Genomic DNA, 19,937 nt, shown 5'->3' with positions numbered 1-19,937 from the left:
CCGAGGCTCGGGTTTACCCGCAGTTCTACAATCGCCCACCCCAACGGACCGGTCCGCCGCGAGGCGCGGACGCGAGAGGAGACACCCGCCGATGCCCCCCACCGAGTCGATGAATTCGGCCGACAAGCGCGAGGAACTGCGCCAGGCCGCGCTCGAGTACCACGAGCACCCCACGCCGGGGAAGGTGGCGATCCACGCCACCAAGCAGTTGATCAACCAGCACGACCTGGCGCTGGCGTACTCGCCCGGCGTCGCCGCGCCGTGCGAGGAGATCGTGAAGGACCCGGCCGCGGCCTTTCGCTACACCGCGCGCGGCAACCTGGTGGCCGTGATCACCAACGGCACCGCGGTGCTGGGCCTCGGCGACATCGGGCCGCTCGCCTCCAAGCCGGTGATGGAGGGCAAGGGCGTGCTGTTCAAGAAGTTCGCCGGCATCGACGTCTTCGACATCGAGATCAACGAGAAGGACAACCTGGACAAGCTGGTCGACGTGATCGCGGCGCTGGAGCCCACCTTCGGCGGCATCAACCTCGAGGACATCAAGGCGCCCGACTGCTTCTACGTGGAGCGCAAGCTGCGCGAGCGGATGAAGATCCCGGTGTTCCACGACGACCAGCACGGCACCGCGATCGTCGTGGGTGCGGCCATCCTCAACGGCCTGAAGGTCGTCGGCAAGGAACTGCACAAGGTCAAGCTGGTGACCTCGGGCGCCGGCGCGGCCGCGCTCGCCTGCCTGAACCTGCTGATCAAGCTCGGCCTGCCGCGCGAGAACATCTTCGCCACCGACCTGGCGGGCGTTGTCTACGAAGGCCGCAGGGAGCTGATGGACGAGGACAAGGTGCAGTTCGCGCAGAAGACCGCGGCCCGCACCTTGTCCGACGTGATCGAAGGCGCCGACATCTTCCTGGGCCTGTCCGCCAGCGGCGTGCTCAAGCCCGAGATGGTCCGCAAGATGGCCAAGGCCCCGCTGATCCTGGCGCTGGCCAACCCGAACCCGGAAATCATGCCGGAGGACGCCAAGGCGGTCCGGCCGGACGCGATCCTGGCGACGGGCCGCACGGACTATCCGAACCAGGTCAACAACGTCCTGTGCTTCCCGTACATCTTCCGCGGTGCGCTGGATTCCGGCGCGACGACGATCACGGTGGAGATGGAGATCGCGGCGGTGCACGCCATCGCCGAACTGGCGCAGGCCGAGCAGAGCGAGGTCGTGGCAGCGGCCTACGCGGGCCAGAAGCTCGCCTTCGGGCCGGAGTACCTGATCCCCAAGCCGTTCGACCCGCGCCTGATGATGAAGATCGCGCCGGCCGTGGCCCAGGCCGCGGTCGACAGCGGTGTCGCCCTGCGGCCGATCAAGGACATGGACGCGTACCGCGAGAAGCTGCAGAGCTTCGTCTATGCCTCGGGTACGACGATGAAGCCGATCTTCACCGCGGCGAAGGCGGCGGCCCGCAAGCGCGTCGCCTATTGCGAGGGGGAGGAAGAGCGCGTCCTGCGCGCCGCCCAGATCGTGGTGGACGAAGGCCTGGCCCGGCCGACCATCATCGGCCGGCCGGCGGTGATCGCGCAGCGCATCGAGAAGTTCGGGCTGCGGATGGAGCAGGGGCGCGACTACGACATCGTCAACGTCGAGCAGGACGACCGCTACCGCGACTTCTGGCAGACGTACCACCGCATGACCGAGCGCAAGGGCGTGACCATGCAGATGGCCAAGATCGAGATGCGCCGCCGGCTCACGCTCATCGGTTCCATGCTGCTGCACAAGGAGCAGGTCGACGGGATGATCTGCGGCACCTGGGGCACGACGCAGTTGCACCTGCACTACATCGACCAGGTCATCGGCAAGCGCGAGGGCGTTTGCACCTACGCGTGCATGAATGCGCTGGTGCTCCCGAATCGGCAGGTGTTCCTGGTCGACACGCATGTGAACTACGACCCCACTGCCGCGCAGCTGGCCGAGATCACCGTGATGGCCGCCGAGGAGATGATGCGGTTCGGCATCAAGCCCAAGACCGCGCTGTTGTCGCATTCCAACTTCGGCTCGAGCAACCAGCCCAGCGCCGTGAAGATGCGAGAGACGCTCAGGCTGGTGCAGGAGAGCGCGCCTTGGCTGGAGATCGACGGCGAGATGCACGGAGACGTCGCGCTGGACGGCGCTTCGCGGGCCCAGCTGATGCCGCACAGCACGCTGGCCGGCGACGCCAACCTGCTCGTCTGTCCGAGCATGGACGCGGCCAACATCTCCTACAACCTGCTGAAGACGGCGGCGGGCGGCAACATCGCCATCGGCCCGGTGCTGCTGGGCGCCGCCAAACCGGTGCATATCCTGACGGCCAGCACGACCGTTCGCCGGATCGTCAACATGACAGCGCTGACCGTGGCCGACGCGAACGCCGCACGGCAACATCAGGCGCGACAGCTGGCACTAACTTAGCCAACGGCCGGCCGCCCCGCGATGCCCTTGCCCTCTGCCCAAAATTTGGGCAGCGACTTGCCTTTTGTGACTGGATGGTTCACACTAGCGCCCTTGAATTTCCGGGTTAACCCGAAGGGCTGCCAAGCCCGAGGGTGATCCGGACGGCGTCCGCAAGGTCACCCCAGAAGGTCCGAAGTTGTTCATGGCGCGTGTCGCCGCAATCAAGTTAGCGCTCACAAGCGTCTTGTTCGCGGTCTCGTTGGCCGGCCCCGTGCCGGCGGCAGCCAAGGGCCCGACGGAACGCCCCGCTGACGGCGTCGAGACCACCATCCGGTGGACCGAACTGCCGTGGCAAGGCCGGGAAACCTACGAACTGATCCGCCAGGGCGGACCGTTCCCGTACGACAAGGACGGATCGGTGTTCTTCAACCGCGAGCGTTTGCTCCCGGCCGGAAAACGCGGCTATTGGCGCGAATACACCGTGAAGACGCCGGGATCGCGCGACCGGGGGGCCCGGCGCATCGTGTGCGGCGGCCCGCCCCGGCAGCCGGACGCCTGCTACTACACCGCTGACCACTACGCCAGTTTTCGCAAGATCGTGGAGTGAACCCTGAAATGAAGCGGGACATGTTTTTGACATCCATGGAAAGAGACGCGGAGATGGATCAATCCCTTCGCCCCAACATCGCTGACACGCCGCTCAAGGGGGTGCGCAGCAACATCGTGCAGTCCATCCGAGCGTTCCGCGTGCAGGACCTGCAGGACACGGCGCGCTCGCTCGGCCAGCACTTCCTGTACGCCAACCTGGCCAACGCCCAGAGCAAGCAGGACGTGCTGGACCTGATCGCCCAGCAGTTCATGCTGCCGGCCCACTTCGGCAAGAACTTCGACGCCCTGTACGACTGCATGACCGACCCGCTGCACAAGTCGGGCCCGCAGCCGGGCTTCATCGTGGTGCTGGAGCAGATCCCCGCCACGGCCAAGTTCGACAAGGAAGCGCGCGAGCAGCTCCTGGACATCTTCCGCGACACGGCCGACTACTGGGCGGACCGGAAGATACCGTTCCGGTGCTTCTATTCTTTTCTGTAGCCCGTTCTGCACAAGCTGGCCAAGCAGAACGGGCGACCGAGGCCCAGGGCAACGAAGCCGCTCCCGCGGCGCCCGCCGTCACCGAATCCGGCGAGAAGATGCCGACCGACAAGCTGGTCGACGTCTCCCCGCTGGCGCTGCGAATGAGCAGCCCGTTTAACGCGGGCTACTGGCTCGCGGCCGCGTAAAGCGCTCCGTCATTCCCACGCAAGGCGGGAATACGGTGCTTCCAGAGAATCCCCGCGCTGCGGGGATTTTTCATTTCAGGAGCCCACTGGAGCGACCTGCGCCGCAAGCACGAGGTACTCGTCCACCGGCACCTCCTCGGCCCGCCGCTGCACGTCGAAATTCCCCGCGAAGCCGCGCTGCTCCAGCCACCGCCCGAGCGTGTGCCGCAACAGCTTGCGCCGCTGGCTGAACGCGACCTGCACGAGCTCGGACAGCAGCTTCGGATTCACCGGCGCGGGCTCCGCGCGCGGCACCATGCGAACCACCGCGCTGTCCACCTTCGGCGGCGGATCGAACGCTTCGGGCGGCACGTCGAGCACGTTCTCCATCTCGTAGCGCCACTGCAGCATCACCGAGAGCCGCCCGTAGTCCGCCGTGGACGGCTCCGCCACCATCCGGTCGACCACTTCCTTCTGCAGCATGAAGTGCTGGTCCTCGACCACGCCCACGAACTCGAGCAGGTGGAACAGGATCGGCGTGGAGATGTTGTACGGCAGGTTCCCCGCGACGCGTAACAGTGGCGCGTCCAGGCGCTGCGCAAGCTGGCCGAAGTCCACCTGCAGCACGTCGCTTTCGACCACGTCCAGCTGTGGATGCCGCCGCAGCCGCTGCGCGAGGTCCCGATCAAGCTCGATCACGGTCAGCCGCCCCAGCCGCTCGACCAGCGGCTGTGTCAGTGCGGCCAGGCCCGGCCCGATCTCCACCACGGCCTGCCCCGCGCGCGGCGCGATCGCGCGGACGATCGCGTCGATGACCGAGAGGTCGGCCAGGAAATGCTGGCCGAAACGCTTGCGGGGCCGGTGTTCCAACTACTGGGGAGGCTCACGCAGGTCGACGAAGGCGCGGCCGCGCACGTCCTGCGCCCAGCGCTCGTAGGCTTCGTCGAGCTTCTTCTCGCGCAGCAGGTTGCGCGCGACGTCGCGCTGCTCGCGCGGCGACAGTGTGGCGACGCGGCGCTCGAGCAGCTGCACGAGGTGCACGCCGAAGCGGGACACCAGCGGCTCGGCGATCTGGCCCGGCGACAGGCTGCCCAGCGCGTCCTCGAACTCCGGCACGAACATGCCGGACGAGGACCAGCCCAGGTCGCCGCCGCGCTGCGCGCTCGCGTCCTGCGAATGCTCGCGCGCGAGCTGGGCGAAGTCGGCCTGGCCAGCCTGGATGCGCCGCTTGAATTCGGCCAGCCGCTCGCGCGCGGCCGCCTCGGTGAGCTGCGGCCCGGGCCGCAGCAGGATGTGGCGCGCATGCGATTGCGTGACGGTCGCGCCGGGCATGCCGCCCTTGCGCCGGTCCACCACCTTGAGCACGTGGAAGCCGGCGCCCGAGCGCAGCACGTTGCTCACGCCGCCTTGCGGAAGGGACTGCACTGCCTCGAGGAACAAGGGCGGATAGCGGTCGCTGCTGCGCAATCCCATCAGGCCGCCAGTCTGCGCGGCGCCGGGCGCATCGGAGGCTTCGCGCGCGAGCTTGGCGAAATCCTCTCCCGCCCGGGCCTGCTCCATCACGCGATCGGCCTTGGCGCGCGCATCGCGCACCTGCTGCTCGCTGGCGTTCTCGGGCACGGCCACGAGGATGTGGCCCAGGTTCAGCTCCAGCGGCCCTTGCGCCGAAGCCGCCTGCTCGCGCATGAACTGCTCGACTTCCTGGTCCGTGACCTTGACACGCTGCTCCACTTCGCGCTCGCGCAGCCGCCCGAGCAACAGTTGATTGCGCATGTCTTCGCGGAACGCGGCGACGTCGATGCCTTCCCCCGGTAGGCGCCGGCGCAGTTCCGCGACGTCCATGTCGTTCTGCCGCGCGAAATGCTGCTCGGCCTGGTCGACCATCGCGTCGCTGACGCGGATGCCGACCTCGCGCGCGTATTGCAGCTGCGCCTTCTCGCTGATCAGGCGCTCCAGCACCAGCCGGGCCAGCTCACCGCGCGGCGGAATGGCCGCGCCCTGCTGGGCGAGCTGCCGCTCGAAGCGAACCAGGCGCGTTCGCACCTCGTTGTTCGTGATCGGCTCGGAGTTGACCACCGCGACGATGTAGTCCGCCGATCGCTGCGGGCCGGTCGAAGGCGCAGGCCGGCCACCGCCCAGTTGCGGCGTGGCGCGCAGCTGCGCCATGGCCGGGGGTGCGGCCACGGCTGCGGCAGCCAGGGCAAGAAGGAGGACGCGGGCTTTCATCAGGGACGGTCTCAGTCGTAGTTCGTGAAGCGGCTGGGCGCGGGCAGGTTGGGATCGCGCAGCAGCTGGTAGCGCGGGATATTCTGGCGCAGCGTGCCGAGCGCGTTCGAACCCAGGCGGCTGAAGCCGATGAACTCCAGCTGGAACATGATGCGCTTGTTCGAAGTATTGATGTTGCTCTGCAGCCGCTCCACCACCACGCGGCCGATCCAGCAGCAGGCGTCGTATTCCAGCCCCAGGACCGAGTCGACCACGCGCTTGTCGCGCAGGCTGAAGTTCAGCCGGCCCACCGAGTACCAGCGCCCGCCGCCCTGGCCGCGGCCGGGCCCGAGTTCCAGCCCGCGGTCGCCCCACAGGTCGTTCAGCGGCCATTGCCATCCGACGTCGATCTGCTCGGAGAGTTCGCGCTGCAGGCGGTACGCGGCGCTGACCACGCGGTACGGGCTCGGGTTGTAGCGGCCGCCCACGGTGACGCGCTCCGATCGCCGCGTCTTCGGGTTGTATTGCACCGTGCCGTCGAACGTCCAGCGCGGGTCCCAGTTGATCGAAGCGCCGAACAGCAGGTCCGACAGCCGCTCGCTCACCGGCTGGCCACCCGGCAGCGTGACGCGCTGGTCCTTGAAGCGCAGGCGCTGGGCGATCGCGAACTTGGCCGCTTCGGCGCCCGTGTCCGGATCGACCAGCCGCGTGGTCGCGCCCACCGTCAGCAGGTTGTTGTCGGCGATGCGGTCGTGGCCGCCGAACGAGTTCTCGGTGAAGATGGTCGCGAAGTTGAAGTCGTTGAAGCCCGAGTCGTAGTTGGGCAGCAGCGACTGCTCGCGGAACGGCGTGTAGACGTAGAACGCGCGCGGCTCCAGCGTCTGCAGGAAGTTGCGGCCGAGGAAGCTCGTGGGCCGCTCGAACACCAGCCCGCTGTCAACGCTGTAGATCGGCAGCGTGCGATCGGCCTGCAGTCTTCCGTTGGTCAGCGGGGCGTCGAAGCTGTAGTAGGTGCTGTGCAGCTGCACGCGCGGGATCAGGAACCAGCCCGGCGCCTGCCACGGGCGCTGCAATGCGCCCAGCATGAAGCTGCGCTGTGCATTGGGCTGCCCCGTCAGCTCGCGCACCGAATCGAAGCGGGTCGAGTTCAGTTCGACCGAGCTCTCCAGCCCCAGCGGCAGGTCCTGCCGCGTGTGGCGGGCCAGCAGCTGCGGCAGCATGTCGTAGGGCGGCGTGATCGGAGACGTGACGTCCTGCAGCGTCTGCCAGCTCAGGGTGCGCGCCAGGAAGTACCAGTTGCCGACGTTCGACTGCAGCAGCCCATCGCTGGCCAGCAGGCGCTGGGTGAGCGAGGCGCTCGTGCGCGAGAAGTCGCGCCAGTAGTTGTCGTCGCTGACGCGGTTGAGGTTGAGCGAAAGCCCGAGCGTCCCCAGCGGCCCGCCGGGCAGGGCGCCGTCATGCCGCAGGTGGTAGCCCCAGCGGTCCATGTCCCGCAGGCGGTCGCCCGGCATGTAGTTGGCCTGCACCTCGCCGCGGTACGTGGATTCGAGATACCGGAACTCCGCACCGAGATCGACCCCGCGCTTGGACATCAGCGAGGGATAGAGCGTTGCGTCCCGGTTGGGCGCGATGTTCCAGTAGTACGGCTGGCGGTACTCGATGCCGTTCAGGCTGTCGATGCCGATCACGGGCGGCAGCAAGCCCGACTTGCGCTTGTCGGAGAGCGGAAAACTCAGCCGCGGGATCGGCAGGATCGGCACGTTGTAGAAGCTGAGCACCGCGTCGGTCGCGACGCCGACTTCCTCTTCCTGGTCCAGCCGGATGCCGCCCGCGCGCAGGATCCACGCCGGCATCCAGCCCGGATAGTCCTCCCGCTGGCAGGTGGTGTACGTGGCGTCGCGCACCACCATCCGGTTCTCGTCGATGAAGTCGACGCGGGACGCCTGGCCGTAGGCTTCGTTGCGAAGGAACCGGTAGTTGGGCTGCGTGAAGAAGCCTTCGAAGGCATCGACCTGCAGCTCGAGGTAGGGCCCTTCGATGACGTTGCCCGCGCGGTTGATGCGAACGTTGCCGCGGGCCTTGGCCAGGTCGTCGGGTTGCCAGTACTCCAGCCGCTGCGCGCGGATCACGGTGTCGCCGCGCCGCATTTCGGCGTCGCCCTCGATGGTGGTGTCCAGGTCGGGGCGGCCGGTGATGCGGTCGCCGAACACGAAGCTCGGCTGCTGTCCGCGCACCTGCGCCGGGATGTCCTCGCGCAAGGCCGGCGTGGGCTTGAGGCCGACGGCTTCGTCCTGCTGCGCCCATGAGCCCTCATGCACCGCTCCCAGGACGGCCAACGCGAGGGGCGTGAGCGGGAAACGTCGGCGCGGGGTCCGGTTGGGGTTCAAGGCTTGTCGGAGGTCTTCTGACCGCGCTTGTCCCGCGGACGGGCACAGGGGCGTTTGTAGAATGGATTATCCATGAGCGATTCCATTTCCCCCCCGGCGCGCGGCGCCGGTTCGGCAACTGCCGTGCACTGGGAAGACCCCCGACGCGAACAAGCCTTCGGCCAATGGCTGCAGGGCATCGCGCCGCGCCACGGTCTCGATCCCGCAACTGTCCACCCCGCGTCCGCGGATGCGAGCTTCCGCCGCTACCTGCGCGTCGACGGCGCCCAAGGCAGCCGCATCGTGATGGATGCGCCGCCCGACAAGGAAGACTGCCGCCCGTTCGTGCACGTGGCCGGGCTGATGGCCGACGCCGGCCTGCTCGTGCCGCGCGTGCTCGAGTGGGACGAGGCGCGCGGATTCATGCTGCTGGACGACCTCGGCCGCCAGACCATGATGGAGGCGATCGATCCGCAGCAATCCGAGCAGGCCCAGCCGATGTACCTGCGCGCGATCGACGCGCTGATCGCTTGGCAGCTGTCCTCCGGCCGGGGCACGCTGCCGCCGTACGACGAAGCGCTGCTGAACCGTGAGCTGGCGCTTTTCCCGGACTGGTACCTGGCGCGCCATCGCAAGGTGGCCGTCGAGGGCAAGCTGCGCGAGACGCTGGACGAGGCCTTCCGCCTCATCGTCCGCCACAACCTGTCCTCGCCCGCGGTCCACGTGCACCGCGACTTCATGCCGCGCAACCTGATGCTGCCGGCCGACCCGGCCGAGCGGCGCCTGGGCGTGCTCGACTTCCAGGACGCGGTGCACGGGCCGATCACCTATGACATCGCGAGCCTGATGCGCGACGCGTTCCTGACGTGGGACGAGGAGTTCGTGCTCGACATCACGGTGCGCTACTGGGAGAAGGCGCTCAAGGCCGGGCTGCCCGTCAGCGCGGACTTCGGCGAGTTCTACCGCGCCGTCGAGTGGATGGGCCTGCAGCGGCACCTGAAGGTGGCCGGCATCTTCGCGCGGCTCACGCTGCGCGACGGCAAGCCCAAGTACCTGGCCGACACGCCGCGCTTCATCGCGTACATCCGCGCCACCGCCGGCCGCTACCGCGAACTGGCGCCGCTCTTGCGCCTGGTCGACGAGATCGAGGGCACGCAGGCGGTCAGCGGCTACGCCTTCGGCCGGCTCTGATCGGCATGCCGCCTCGCCTGCACTGCCCCGTGCCGCTGCAGGAGGGCGCCCTCCTCGAACTGCCTTCGACGGCCGCGCGCCACGTGCAGGTGCTTCGCCTGCAGCCGGGTGATCCCGTTACGCTGTTCGACGGCCGGGCAGGCGAGTGGGATGCCTCGGTCGAGCGGATGGGCCGCAGCGAGGTGCTGGTGCGGGTCGGATCCCACCGGGCCATCGATCGCGAGCCGGCCGTGCAGGTCCACCTCGCGATCGGGATTCCGGCGAACGAGCGCATGGACTGGCTGGTGGAAAAAGCCGCCGAACTGGGAGCGGCCAGCATCCAGCCGCTGGCCACCGAGCGCACCGTGTTGCGGCTTCAGGGCGAGCGCGCGCTGAAGAAGCAGGCGCATTGGCAGGCGATCGCCGCGGCGGCCTGCGAGCAGTGCGGCGGCAATCGCGTGCCGGTGGTGCATGCGATCGCGGACCTCGCGTCGTGGACACCGCCGGCCGGCCTGCTTCGCCGCGTGCTGTCGTTCGACGTGGCCGCGCGGCCCTTGCAGGGCACACGTGCAGACGCACCCGTGCTCCTGCTCTCCGGCCCCGAAGGCGGCCTGAGCCCGCGCGAGGAAGATCGCGCCCGCGCCGAAGGCTTCGAGCCGGTCACGCTCGGGCCGCGCGTGCTGCGCGCCGAAACCGCCCCCTTGGCCGCGCTCGCGGCGCTCACCCTTGCATCCGCGCCGGAGGTTCCCGCACCATGAACCGATCGCTGTGGCTGCTGGCCGCCTGCCAGGGCCTCTACCTCACCAACAACGTCACCTTCATCGCCATCAACGGCCTGGTGGGACTCGCGCTGGCGCCGCTTGGCTGGATGGCGACGCTGCCGGTGATGGGCTACGTGGTGGGCGGCGCGATGTCGACCGGCCTGGTCGCGCGCACGCAGCAGCGCTGGGGCCGGCAGCGGTCGTTCCAGGCCGGCCTGGTGGTGGCCGCGTTGTCGGCGCTGCTGTGCGCCTATGCCGCGGTGACGCGCAACTTCTGGCTGCTGTGCCTTGCCACGGTCATCGCCGGTTACTACAACGCCAACGCGGGCCTGTACCGATTCGCCGCGGCCGAACTGGTGGCGGCGCCGGCGCGCGAGAAGGCCGTGTCGCTCGTGATGGCCGGCGGATTGCTCGGCGCGGTGATCGGCCCCAACCTCGCGGCGCGCACGCGCGACCTGTTCGCCGTGCCGTTTGCCGGCGCCTATCTCGCGCTCGCCGTGGTGGCGGTGCTGTCGATGATGCTGATGGCCTTCCTTCGCTTTCCGGTCCCCGCCTCGCGCACCGAATCGCCGGTCGGCCGCTCGCTGGCCGAAGTGATGCGGCAGCCCACCTTCATCGTGGCCGCCGCCGCGGGCGCGCTGAGTTTCGGCGTGATGAACCTGCTGATGGCGGCGACACCCATCGCGATGCAGCAGTGCGGCCTGCCGTTCTCCGACGCGGCGCTCGTGCTCGAGTGGCACGTGATCGGCATGTTCGCGCCGGGCTTCTTCACCGGCAGCCTGATCAAGCGTTTCGGCGCGCTGCGCGTGATGGGCGCGGGCGTGGTGCTGAACGTCGCATGCATCGCCGTGGCGCTGTCGGGCGTCGACCTGCACCAGTTCGTGATCGCGCTCTTCCTGCTGGGCGTGGGGTGGAACTTCCTCTTCACCGGCAGCACGACGCTGTCGCTCTCGACTTACCGGCCCGAGGAGAAGGACAAGGCCCAGGGTGCGCTCAACTTCTTCGTGATGGCGACGCTGGCTCTCACCTCGCTTGCTTCCGGCGTGCTGGTGACGACGCAGGGCTGGACACTCCTGAACTGGGGCTCGATCGTGCCGGTGGCGATCACGGCGCTGGCGCTTGTCTGGCTGGCGCTGCACAAGCGGCGCACCGCGGCGGCCGCGGCCTAGAAGCGCTCGTCGACCCAGCGCTTCAGGCAGTCGAACACCGGCTGCGAGTCGCGCTCGTTGAAGATCTCGTGGTAGAGGCCGTCGAAGCAGCGGCTGGTGACCACGTCGGCCGGCGCAGCGGCGGCGAAGGCGCGGCTGCCTGCGGGATCGACGAGACGGTCATCGCCGGCGTAGATCAGCAGCGTCGGGACTTTCCAGCGCGGCGCCTGCGCCACCACCTCGGGGCCGCCTTCGGCGATGAAGCGCGCCAGGCGCGCGCTGATGCGATCGTGCACCAGCGGATCGGCGCGATAGGCTCGCTCGACTTCCGGATCGTGCGACAGCCAGCGCGTGTCCAGCCCGTTGCCGACGCGCAGGTCGGGCGCGATCTTCGGCAACGTGCGCAGCAGGGCGCGCCGCCACCCGCGGATGCGCGTGCCCAACGCGGGCGAGGAGAGCACCAGCGCATCGATCGTGCCCGGATGCGCGGCGGCGTACTTGGCCGCGACCAGCCCGCCCATGCTGTGCCCCAGCACGATCAGCGGCAGGCCGTCGGGCGTGCGCGCGCGAGCCGCTTCCACCATCTCGCCCAGATCGTCCAGCAGCCGGTTGTCGCTGGAGAGGGCGCCGCGTTCGCCGCCCGACTCGCCGTGGCCGAAGTGGTCGTAGCCGCGCACGTCGAAGCCCCACTCGTTCAACTTTCGCGCGACGTGGTCGTAGCGCCCGGCGTGCTCGCCCAGGCCGTGCACGAGCAGCACCACGCCGCGAAGCCGCGCTTCTTCGGGCAGCGGCCAGTGCTGCACGGCGAGGTTGTCGCCGTCGCTGGCCGTGAAGGTGGTGAGGATCGACGGGGGCAGGCTCATGTTGGCCGCCGATCATCGGCCGCGGCCGGGCCGCGGTGCATCCGCAGTCACCCTAGCGCGCAGCGGTTGGGCTCAAGGCATGCGTGCGATCACTTCGGACACGGCGGCGGTCAGCCGCTTGGCGTAGGGCACGTGCAGGAACTCGTTCGGCCCGTGCGCATTGCTGCGCGGGCCCAGCACGCCGCACACCATCATCTGCGCGGCGGGGAAGCCCTGGCTGAGCATGCTCATCAGCGGGATGGTGCCGCCCTGGCCGATGTAGCCGCAGGGCGCGCCGAAGTGCGCCTGCGAGGCGGAGTTCAGCGCCTGCTCGAACCAGGGAGCTGTGTCGGGCGCGTTCCAGCCCGTGGCGGCGCTGCCTGGATCGAAGGTGACGACCGCCTGGTAGGGCGCGTTGTCCTCCAGCAGGGTCTTGAGTTCCTGCACCGCCGACGGCGCGTCGACCAGCGGCGGCAGACGCAGCGACAGCTTGAAGGCGGTGTAGGGGCGCAGCACGTTGCCCGCATCCTGCAGCGCCGGGAACCCTTCAGCACCCGTGACCGACAGCGTCGGCGTCCAGGTGCGATTGATGAGCGCCTGCACCGGATCGGTCGTCGTCGGAAGAGCGGTCTGCACCGAGCCGCCGCAGTCGGCGTGCGCCCAGGGGAAGCGCTTGTAGACCTCCTCGCCCAGGATGGCCGCCGTGGCACGCGCCTGATCGACACGCACCGCCGGCACTTCGCAATGGAAGCTCGCGGGCAGCAGGCGCCCGGTCTTGCTGTCCTCCAGCCGGTCGAGCACCTGCCGCATGATGCGGAAGCTCGAAGGCACCAGGCCCGAGGCGTCGCCCGAGTGCACGCCCTCGGTGAGGATCTGGACCTTCAGCGTCCCCGACGCCATGCCGCGCAGGGAGGTGGTGAGCCACAGCTGGTCGTAGTTGCCGGCGCCCGAATCCAGGCAGATCACCAGGCCGACATCACCCAGCCGCATGCGCAGCGCGTCGATGTACGGCAGCAAGTCGTAGGAGCCGCTTTCCTCGCAGGTCTCGATCAGGCCCACGATGCGCGGGTGCTGCACCTTCTGCGCCTTGAGCGCCTGCACGGCCGCCACGCTGGCGTAGACCGCGTAGCCGTCGTCGGCGCCACCGCGACCATAGAGCTTGCCGTCCTCGTACTTGGGCGTCCACGGGCCCAGGTCGCTGCGCCAGCCGTTGAATTCCGGCTGCTTGTCCAGGTGGCCGTACATCAGCACGGTCTGCGTGGCGCCGGCACGGGTGCCCTCGACCTCGAAGAACAGCACCGGCGTGCGCCCCGGCAGCCGCACGATCTCCAGCTTCAGGCCCGGTACCTTCTGCGCCTCGACCCAGGCCGCGGCGTTGCGCAGCACGGTTTCGATGTGGCCGTGCGCGGCCCAGTCGGCGTCGAAGCTGGGGGACTTGGCGGGGATGGCGATGTAGTCGGTGAGCTGGCGCACGATGTCGCGGTCCCACTGGTCGCTGGCATGGGCCAGCGCCTGGGCGGCGTCGAGCACGGCGCCGGGCATCTCGCGGTGCAAGGGGGCGTTCATTGCGGGGTTCTCCAGGAAGCAGCCCGCCACTGTACGACGGCCGCTAAAGTGCGGCAATCGAACCAAGGCAAGCAGGAGCACAGCGGATGAGCACCAAGGGCCGCATCCATGCCGGTGTCGGCGGCTGGAACTACGAACCCTGGCGGGAGACCTTCTTTCCGCCCGGCCTGCCCCACAACCAGGAGCTGCACTGGGCCAGCCGGCGCCTGTCCGCCATCGAGGTGAACGGCACTTTCTACAGCACGTTCAAGCCGCCCACCTTCGCCAAGTGGCGCGATGAAACGCCCGAGGGATTCGTCTTCTCGATCAAGGCGCACCGCTCCACGACCAACCGGCGCGAGCTGGGAACGGCACGCGAAGCGATCGACCGCTTCCTCGGCTCGGGCCTCGACGAACTGGGCGACAAGCTCGGGCCGATCCTGTGGCAGTTCATGCCGACCAAGGCGTTCGATCCGCAGGACTTCGAAGCCTTCCTCTCACTGCTGCCGCCCACGCTGGGCAGCCTGCAGCTGCGGCACGTGCTGGAGGTGCGGCATGCGAGCTTCGAGAGCGAGGCCTACCTCGCGCTGGCGCGCCGGCATGGCTGCGTGACGGTCTATACCGATTCGGCCAAGTACCCGCGCATCGCCGACGACCAGGCGCCCTTCGCGTACCTGCGCCTGATGCAAAGCCAGTCCGAGCTGGCCACCGGCTATCCGACCGAGGCGCTGGACGAATGGGCGGCCGGGGCACGCGCCTGGGCCGAACGCGGTCGCGACGCCTTCGTCTTCTTCATCAACGGCGCCAAGGAGAGGGCGCCGGGTGCGGCGCAGGCCTTCCTCGAACGGATCCGCTGAGCACGGCGGGCGCCAGACAACGGCCGGGCATGGGAGTCTGTCCTAGCGCAAGAGTAGGACCCGGATGACATCTGCTTGCTCCCCCAGCGGTCAGGACCCCTCTTGCGGCCGAGGCCCAATCACTCCGTTCAAGAATCCAACGCAAAACACCGTCTCTGGGAGCATCAGGCCATGGCCTTCGTATTCGACACCGTGCCCGCCAACAGGGGGCTCATCGACATGAATAATCCGCGCGAGGTGGCATGGTGGACCAAACGGTTCGCCTGCAACGAGGTGCAGTTGCGCGAGGCCGTGGAGCAGGTGGGGCCGAACGCCGCCCAGGTCGAGCAGCTGCTCGACGGACAGGAATACATCCTGACGGTCTGAGGCCCGCGGGCCCGACTGTTCGCTGCGGGAGAACAGCAGCTCAGGCGCCGGCGCGCCAGCGCCGCAGCCATCCCAGTCCTTCGCTCGTGCCGCCCGGCGCCGCGCCACGCGCTGGACGGTATTCGCAGCCGACCCAGCCGTTCCACCGTGAGGCGGCCGCCACCTCATCGATCACCCGGAACAGGAAGCCATAGTCGAGCTCGCCCGTGTCGGGCTCATGCCGCTGCGGAACGCCCGCGATCTGGAAGTGGTCCACGCGCCCGGTCGGCAAGTACCGGCGGATCTTAGTGGCGAGGTCGCCCTCGACGATCTGGCAGTGGTAGAGGTCCATCTGCACCTTGACGTTGGGCTCGCCGATCTCGTCCAGCAATCCATGCGCCTCGTCTTGCCGGTTCAGGAAGAAGCCGGGAATGTCGCGCGTGTTGATCGGCTCGATCAGAAGCTGCACGGCATGCGGTTGCGCCTGCTTCGCGGCCCAGCGCAGGTTCTCGACGTAGGTGGCGCGAAGGTCGCTCTTGGAGCGGCCGGTGGGAATGAGGCCCGCCATCACGTGCACGCGCGGGCACTGCAGGACTTGCGCGTACTCAAGCGCTTGCGCGAGGCCCGTCCGGAACTGCTCCTCGCGCCCCGGCAGGCAGGCCAGTCCTCGTTCGCCGGCACTGAAGTCGCCGGGCGGCGCGTTGAACAGCACCTGCTGGAGTCCGTTTCCTTTCAAGCGCGTGGCCAATTCCTGTGGCGGGTGCTCGTACGGGAACAGGTATTCGACACCCTCAAAGCCGTCCTTTGCCGCCGCCTCGAACCGCTCGAGGAACGGCAGCTCCGGATACAGCATCGACAGGTTGGCTGCGAAGCGCGGCATGTCAGCGCACCGGCAGCTTGATCGCCGCGGCGTTCTCGCGCACGTAGTCGCGCACGACCTGCTCGAAGCTGGCGTCGGCCCCGAGGCCCAGACCGCGGGCGCGTTCCCAGCGGACATCGCCCGGCCAGGTGCTCACGAGCCGCTCGATGGCGGGATCGGGAGTCCAGTCGAGCAGCGCCGTGGCATCGCGGCCGGCGACCTTCTCGAGCGCCGCAGCCATCTCGCCCACCGAAGTGCGCAGCGAGGGCAGATTGATGCCCGTGAGCGGGCCCCAGCGATCGTCCGACGTTTCGGCCGCCCGCACGATGCCTTCGATCGTTCGAGCCGGCGAGGCCAGGGCGACCGACGTGGCGGCGGCCACCGGCACCTGCGCGCGCACGCCCGCCAGCGGGTCGCGGATCATTCCCGAGAGGAAGCCCGAGGCCGCGCCGTTGGGCCGGCCGGGGCGCACGCTCACCGTCATCAGCCGCACGCTGCGGCCGGTGACGAAACCCTTGCGCGCATAGTCGGCCACGAGCTGCTCGCCGATGAATTTCTGGATGCCGTAGCTGCTTTGCGGCGTGGGCAGCGTGTCGTCGGTGATCGGCTCGGGCATCGGGCGCCCGGGCTGCTTGCCGAACACGGCCAGCGAGCTGGCGAACACGAAGACCGGCCGCGAGCCGAGCGCGCGGCAGGCTTCCAGCAGCTGGTGCGTGGCCGCGAAGTTGCTGCGCATGCCCAGGTCGAAATCGGCCTCGCATTCGCCGCTCACCGCCGCGGCGAGATGGAAGATCACGTCGGTTCCCGCGGCCGGCAGCGCGCGGGAGGTGACGAGCTCCAGCAGGTCGCCGCCTACTTGCCTGACGCGCGGATCGGATGCCAGATCGGGAGGCGGTGGAGCCCGGTCGGTGAGCGTGAGCGACGTGATCGGCTCGGCCGCCGCGCCGGCGCGCGACAGCCGGCCCTGTTGAAGAAGCGTGCGCGCCAGCCGTGCGCCGAGGAAACCGCTGCCGCCGGTGATCAGGATGTTCATGCGGCAAGCATAGCCTCAGGCCAGCCCGGCCAGCCGCAGCAGCAGCCCGGCCGCGGCGCAGGCCAGGATCACCGGGATCACGCCCACCTTGAAGCGCAGCAGTGCGATGGCCGCGGCGGCCGCTATGGCCAGCGCCACCCAGTCGACCGGCCCGCCCGGCACCGGCCACGCAATGTGCCGCAGGAAGAACAGGGCCAGACTCGCGATCACGCCGACGACGGCGGCAGTGACACCGGTCAGCGGCGCCGTGAAGCGCATCTGTCCGTGCGTCGACTCGACCAGCGGCCCGCCGGCCAGGATGAACAGGAACGAAGGCAGGAAGGTGAACCAGGTGACGACGCAGGCCGCGAGCGCGCCGCCGAGGAACAGCGCGTCGGGTCCCAGCACCTGCCGCGCCCATCCCCCCACGAAGCCGACGAAGGCCACGACCATGATCAGCGGCCCCGGCGTGGTCTCGCCGAGGGCGAGTCCATCGATCATCTGCGGGCCCGTCAGCCACTGGAAGTGTTCGACCGCGCCCTGGTAGACGTAGGGCAGCACGGCATACGCGCCGCCGAACGTGAGCAGGGCGGCCTTGGTGAAGAACCAGGCCATCTGCGCCAGGGTGCTGTCCCAGCCATGCCACGCGACGAGCAGCGCCATCGGGGTGAGCCACAGGATCGCACCCACGAGGACCACTCGCGCAAGGCGGCTGCGGTGGAACCGCGCGTGTTCGGGCGTCGGCGTGTGGTCGTCGATGAGCGACGGCCCATGCACTTGCCCCTTGCTCGTGTGCGCGCCGCCCGCCTGGAACTGGTCCGGCCACCCGCGCCCGCCCACGGCGCCGATCAGCCCCGCCGCCAGCACGATCCAGGGGAACGGCACATCGAGAAATGCGATCGCGACGAAGCTCGCGATCGCCACGGCCCAAAGCACCGGCGCCTGCGATGGCCGCCGCAGCGTGCGGCCGCCGATGCGCCATACCGCCTGCAGGACGATGGCGGCGACCGCGGGCTTGATGCCGTAGAAGATGCCCGCTACCCAATCGATCTGCCCGAACGCCACGTAGACCCAGCTCAGCGCGATCAGCAGCAGCAGCGACGGCAGCACGAACAGCGCGCCCGCCGCGATGCCGCCCCAGGTGCGGTGCATCAGCCAGCCGATGTAGGTGGCCAGCTGCTGGGCCTCGGGGCCGGGCAGCAGCATGCAGTAGTTGAGCGCGTGCAGGAAGCGGCGCTCCGAGATCCAGCGGCGCTGCTCCACCAGCTCGCGGTGCATGATCGCGATCTGCCCGGCCGGCCCGCCGAAGCTGATGAAGCCCAGCTTCAGCCAGAAGCGCAGCGCCTCGCGGAAGGGCACGGCGCCTTGGGACATCAGCCGCGCTCGAACTTGAACACGGCCGTGCCCGCCATCAGGTTGGGCAGCCGCCGCACCTCGCGCCCTTCCTGCAGGCCGAAGGCGTCGAGGATGGCCAGGCGGTTGCGCGTGGCCAGCACCTCGAAGTCCTTGAACGTTCCCACGCGGATGTTGGGCGTGTCGTACCACTGGTAGGGCAGCCGCTTGGTCACCGGCATGCGGCCGCGCACGATCGACAGCCGGTTGGGCCAGTGCGCGAAATTGGGGAACGCCACGATGCCGAGCTTGCCCACGCGGGCCGTCTCCCGCAGCATGGTTTCGGCATTTCGCAGGTGCTGCAGCGTGTCGATCTGCAACACCACGTCGAAGCTGTTGTCCCCGAACATGGACAGGCCTTCGTCCAGGTTGAGCTGGATCACGTCGACGCCGCGCTTAACGCAGGCGAGCAGGTTTTCGTCGGCGATCTCGATGCCGTAACCGGAGCAGTTGCGGTCGCGGCGCAGCAGGTCCAGCAGCGCGCCGTCGCCGCAGCCGAGGTCGAGCACGCGCGACCCGGGCGGCACCAGGTTGGCGATGCTTTGCAGCGTGGCGCGATCACTCATGCCTGGAACTCCGCCGCGATGCGATCGAACCACGCCCGCACCACCGACATGTAGCGCGGGTCGTCCAGCAGGAAGGCGTCGTGGCCATGGGGCGCGTCGATCTCGGCGTAGCTGCAGTTGCGCCGGTTCTCCAGCAACGCCTTGACAATCTCGCGGCTGCGTTTCGGCGAGAAGCGCCAGTCCGTCGTGAAGCTCACCAGCAGGAAGCGCGCGGTGGCCGCGGCGAGTGCCTTGGACAGGTTGCCGTCGTGCCGCGACGCCGGATCGAAGTAGTCCAGCGCGCGCGTGATCAGCAGATAGGTGTTGGCGTCGAAGTACTCGCTGAACTTGTCGCCCTGGTAGCGCAGGTAGCTCTCGATCTGGAACTCGATGTCCTGCGTGGTGTAGCGGATGTCCAGGCCGCTTCGAAGCTGGCGGCCGAACTTCTCGTTCATGACGTCGTCCGACAGGTACGTGATGTGGCCGATCATGCGGGCGATGCGAAGGCCCCGTTGCGGCACCACGCCATGTTCGTAGAAGTGGCCGCCGTGGAAGTCCGGGTCGGTGACGATGGCGCGGCGCGCCACTTCGTTGAACGCGATGTTCTCGGCCGTCAGGTTGGGAGCGCTGGCGATCACCGCGGCGTGCCGCACGCGATCCGGGTACTGCAGCGTCCATGACAGCGCCTGCATCCCGCCCAGGCTGCCGCCCATCACGGCCGCCAGTTGCGCGATGCCGAGGCGGTCGAGCAGGCGCGCCTGCGCGTCGACCCAGTCCTCCACCGTCACCACCGGGAAATCGGCGCCGTACACCTTGCCGGTGTCGGGGTTGCGGTGCATCGGTCCGGTGGAGCCGAAGCACGAGCCCAGGTTGTTGACGCCGATGACGAAGAAGCGGTCGGTGTCCACCGGCTTGCCGGGGCCGATCATCGTGTCCCACCAGCCTTCGGAGTTGTCCTGGCCCGGATAGACGCCGGCGACGTGGTGCGACGCATTGAGCGCGTGGCAGACCAGCACGGCGTTGCTCTTGTCCGCGTTCAGCGTCCCGTAGGTCTCGTAGGCGAGGTCGTAGCCGCGCACCGACGCGCCGCTGCGCAGCGGCAGCGGCTGCTCGAACTGCATGGACTTCGGTTCGGCGATCAGCGTCATCGAGAGAGTGCGAAAAAAAGAAAACCCGGCGTCGCTAAACACGAGGCCGGGTGGTTCGGGGCTTCGTCTT

The 19,937-nt window shown here is 68.8% G+C and carries 18 protein-coding genes; 8 read left to right on the top strand and 10 right to left on the bottom strand.

What is annotated here, in order from left to right; genetic code table 11:
• Positions 1–91: 91 nt before the first annotated feature.
• The 3 genes from EZ313_RS09330 (at position 92) to EZ313_RS09320 (ending at position 3,505) form a co-directional block, all read left to right on the top strand.
• Positions 92–2,434 (top strand): NADP-dependent malic enzyme, encoded by a 2,343-nt coding sequence (locus EZ313_RS09330; RefSeq protein WP_135262892.1) that lies wholly within the window; start codon positions 92–94, stop codon positions 2,432–2,434.
• A gap of 184 nt (positions 2,435–2,618) precedes the next feature.
• Positions 2,619–3,023 carry a guanyl-specific ribonuclease gene (locus tag EZ313_RS09325; protein WP_135262891.1) on the top strand — a complete coding sequence of 135 codons (405 nt, stop codon included), beginning with the start codon at positions 2,619–2,621 and terminating at the stop codon, positions 3,021–3,023.
• Between the two features lie 53 nt (positions 3,024–3,076).
• Positions 3,077–3,505, top strand: coding sequence for a barstar family protein (locus tag EZ313_RS09320; protein WP_135262890.1), 429 nt, complete (start codon positions 3,077–3,079; stop codon positions 3,503–3,505).
• Positions 3,506–3,768: 263 nt separating this feature from the next.
• Here EZ313_RS09320 and rsmA read toward each other — a convergent pair whose 3' ends face one another.
• From rsmA to EZ313_RS09305, 3 genes are read right to left on the bottom strand one after another with little or no spacing between them, the layout of a single operon-like run.
• Positions 3,769–4,542 carry a 16S rRNA (adenine(1518)-N(6)/adenine(1519)-N(6))-dimethyltransferase RsmA gene (gene rsmA / locus EZ313_RS09315; RefSeq protein WP_135262889.1) on the bottom strand — a complete coding sequence of 258 codons (774 nt, stop codon included), beginning with the start codon at positions 4,540–4,542 and terminating at the stop codon, positions 3,769–3,771.
• Positions 4,543–5,898, bottom strand: a complete 1,356-nt coding sequence (locus tag EZ313_RS09310) for a peptidylprolyl isomerase (protein WP_135262888.1) — start codon at positions 5,896–5,898, stop codon at positions 4,543–4,545.
• 11 nt (positions 5,899–5,909) lie between these two features.
• Positions 5,910–8,264, bottom strand: coding sequence for an LPS-assembly protein LptD (locus EZ313_RS09305; protein ID WP_205960350.1), 2,355 nt, complete (start codon positions 8,262–8,264; stop codon positions 5,910–5,912).
• Positions 8,265–8,336: 72 nt separating this feature from the next.
• Between EZ313_RS09305 and EZ313_RS09300 the strand changes: the two genes are divergently transcribed.
• Genes EZ313_RS09300 through EZ313_RS09290 form a run of 3 tightly spaced genes read left to right on the top strand, consistent with a single transcriptional unit; the run spans position 8,337 to position 11,343 of the window.
• Positions 8,337–9,434 (top strand): aminoglycoside phosphotransferase family protein, encoded by a 1,098-nt coding sequence (locus tag EZ313_RS09300; protein WP_135262886.1) that lies wholly within the window; start codon positions 8,337–8,339, stop codon positions 9,432–9,434.
• 5 nt (positions 9,435–9,439) lie between these two features.
• Positions 9,440–10,171 (top strand): 16S rRNA (uracil(1498)-N(3))-methyltransferase, encoded by a 732-nt coding sequence (locus EZ313_RS09295; RefSeq protein WP_135262885.1) that lies wholly within the window; start codon positions 9,440–9,442, stop codon positions 10,169–10,171.
• The gene (locus EZ313_RS09290; RefSeq protein WP_135262884.1) at positions 10,168–11,343 is read left to right on the top strand and encodes an MFS transporter; all 1,176 of its coding nucleotides are present in this window, start codon (positions 10,168–10,170) and stop codon (positions 11,341–11,343) included. Before EZ313_RS09295 ends, EZ313_RS09290 begins: the two co-directional genes overlap by 4 nt.
• Here EZ313_RS09290 and EZ313_RS09285 read toward each other — a convergent pair.
• Positions 11,340–12,185 (bottom strand): alpha/beta hydrolase, encoded by an 846-nt coding sequence (locus EZ313_RS09285; protein WP_135262883.1) that lies wholly within the window; start codon positions 12,183–12,185, stop codon positions 11,340–11,342. The genes EZ313_RS09290 and EZ313_RS09285 overlap by 4 nt on opposite strands.
• Positions 12,186–12,257: 72 nt before the next feature.
• Positions 12,258–13,730 carry a M20 family metallopeptidase gene (locus EZ313_RS09280; RefSeq protein WP_135262882.1) on the bottom strand — a complete coding sequence of 491 codons (1,473 nt, stop codon included), beginning with the start codon at positions 13,728–13,730 and terminating at the stop codon, positions 12,258–12,260.
• A gap of 86 nt (positions 13,731–13,816) precedes the next feature.
• On the opposite strand from EZ313_RS09280, the gene EZ313_RS09275 reads away from it, so the two are divergent.
• Together EZ313_RS09275 and EZ313_RS09270 are read left to right on the top strand one after the other, a co-directional pair.
• The gene (locus EZ313_RS09275) at positions 13,817–14,566 is read left to right on the top strand and encodes a DUF72 domain-containing protein (protein ID WP_135262881.1); all 750 of its coding nucleotides are present in this window, start codon (positions 13,817–13,819) and stop codon (positions 14,564–14,566) included.
• A 171-nt stretch (positions 14,567–14,737) separates the two neighbouring features.
• Entirely contained in the window at positions 14,738–14,932 is a 195-nt protein-coding gene (locus EZ313_RS09270; protein WP_135262880.1) for a DUF3606 domain-containing protein, read from the top strand.
• Positions 14,933–14,972: 40 nt separating this feature from the next.
• On the opposite strand, the gene otnI is transcribed toward EZ313_RS09270, so the two are convergent.
• From otnI to metX, 5 genes are read right to left on the bottom strand one after another with little or no spacing between them, the layout of a single operon-like run.
• Entirely contained in the window at positions 14,973–15,791 is an 819-nt protein-coding gene (gene otnI, locus EZ313_RS09265; protein WP_135262879.1) for a 2-oxo-tetronate isomerase, read from the bottom strand.
• Between the two features lies 1 nt (position 15,792).
• The gene (denD, locus tag EZ313_RS09260; RefSeq protein ID WP_135262878.1) at positions 15,793–16,803 is read right to left on the bottom strand and encodes a D-erythronate dehydrogenase; all 1,011 of its coding nucleotides are present in this window, start codon (positions 16,801–16,803) and stop codon (positions 15,793–15,795) included.
• Positions 16,804–16,818: 15 nt separating this feature from the next.
• Positions 16,819–18,156, bottom strand: a complete 1,338-nt coding sequence (chrA, locus tag EZ313_RS09255; protein WP_135262877.1) for a chromate efflux transporter — start codon at positions 18,154–18,156, stop codon at positions 16,819–16,821.
• Positions 18,156–18,740: a methionine biosynthesis protein MetW gene (gene metW / locus EZ313_RS09250; protein WP_135262876.1), complete on the bottom strand. Its 585-nt coding sequence runs from the start codon at positions 18,738–18,740 to the stop codon at positions 18,156–18,158. Before metW ends, chrA begins: the two co-directional genes overlap by 1 nt.
• A complete protein-coding gene (metX, locus tag EZ313_RS09245; protein ID WP_135262875.1) occupies positions 18,737–19,867 on the bottom strand; it encodes a homoserine O-succinyltransferase MetX in 1,131 nt (376 codons plus the stop codon). Before metX ends, metW begins: the two co-directional genes overlap by 4 nt.
• Positions 19,868–19,937 lie beyond the last annotated feature (70 nt).

This window comes from Ramlibacter henchirensis (genome assembly GCF_004682015.1).
GTDB classification, from domain to species: domain Bacteria; phylum Pseudomonadota; class Gammaproteobacteria; order Burkholderiales; family Burkholderiaceae_C; genus Ramlibacter; species Ramlibacter henchirensis.
Note: the sequence above shows the minus strand (reverse complement) of the source record. Positions and strands in the feature narration are given on the sequence as shown.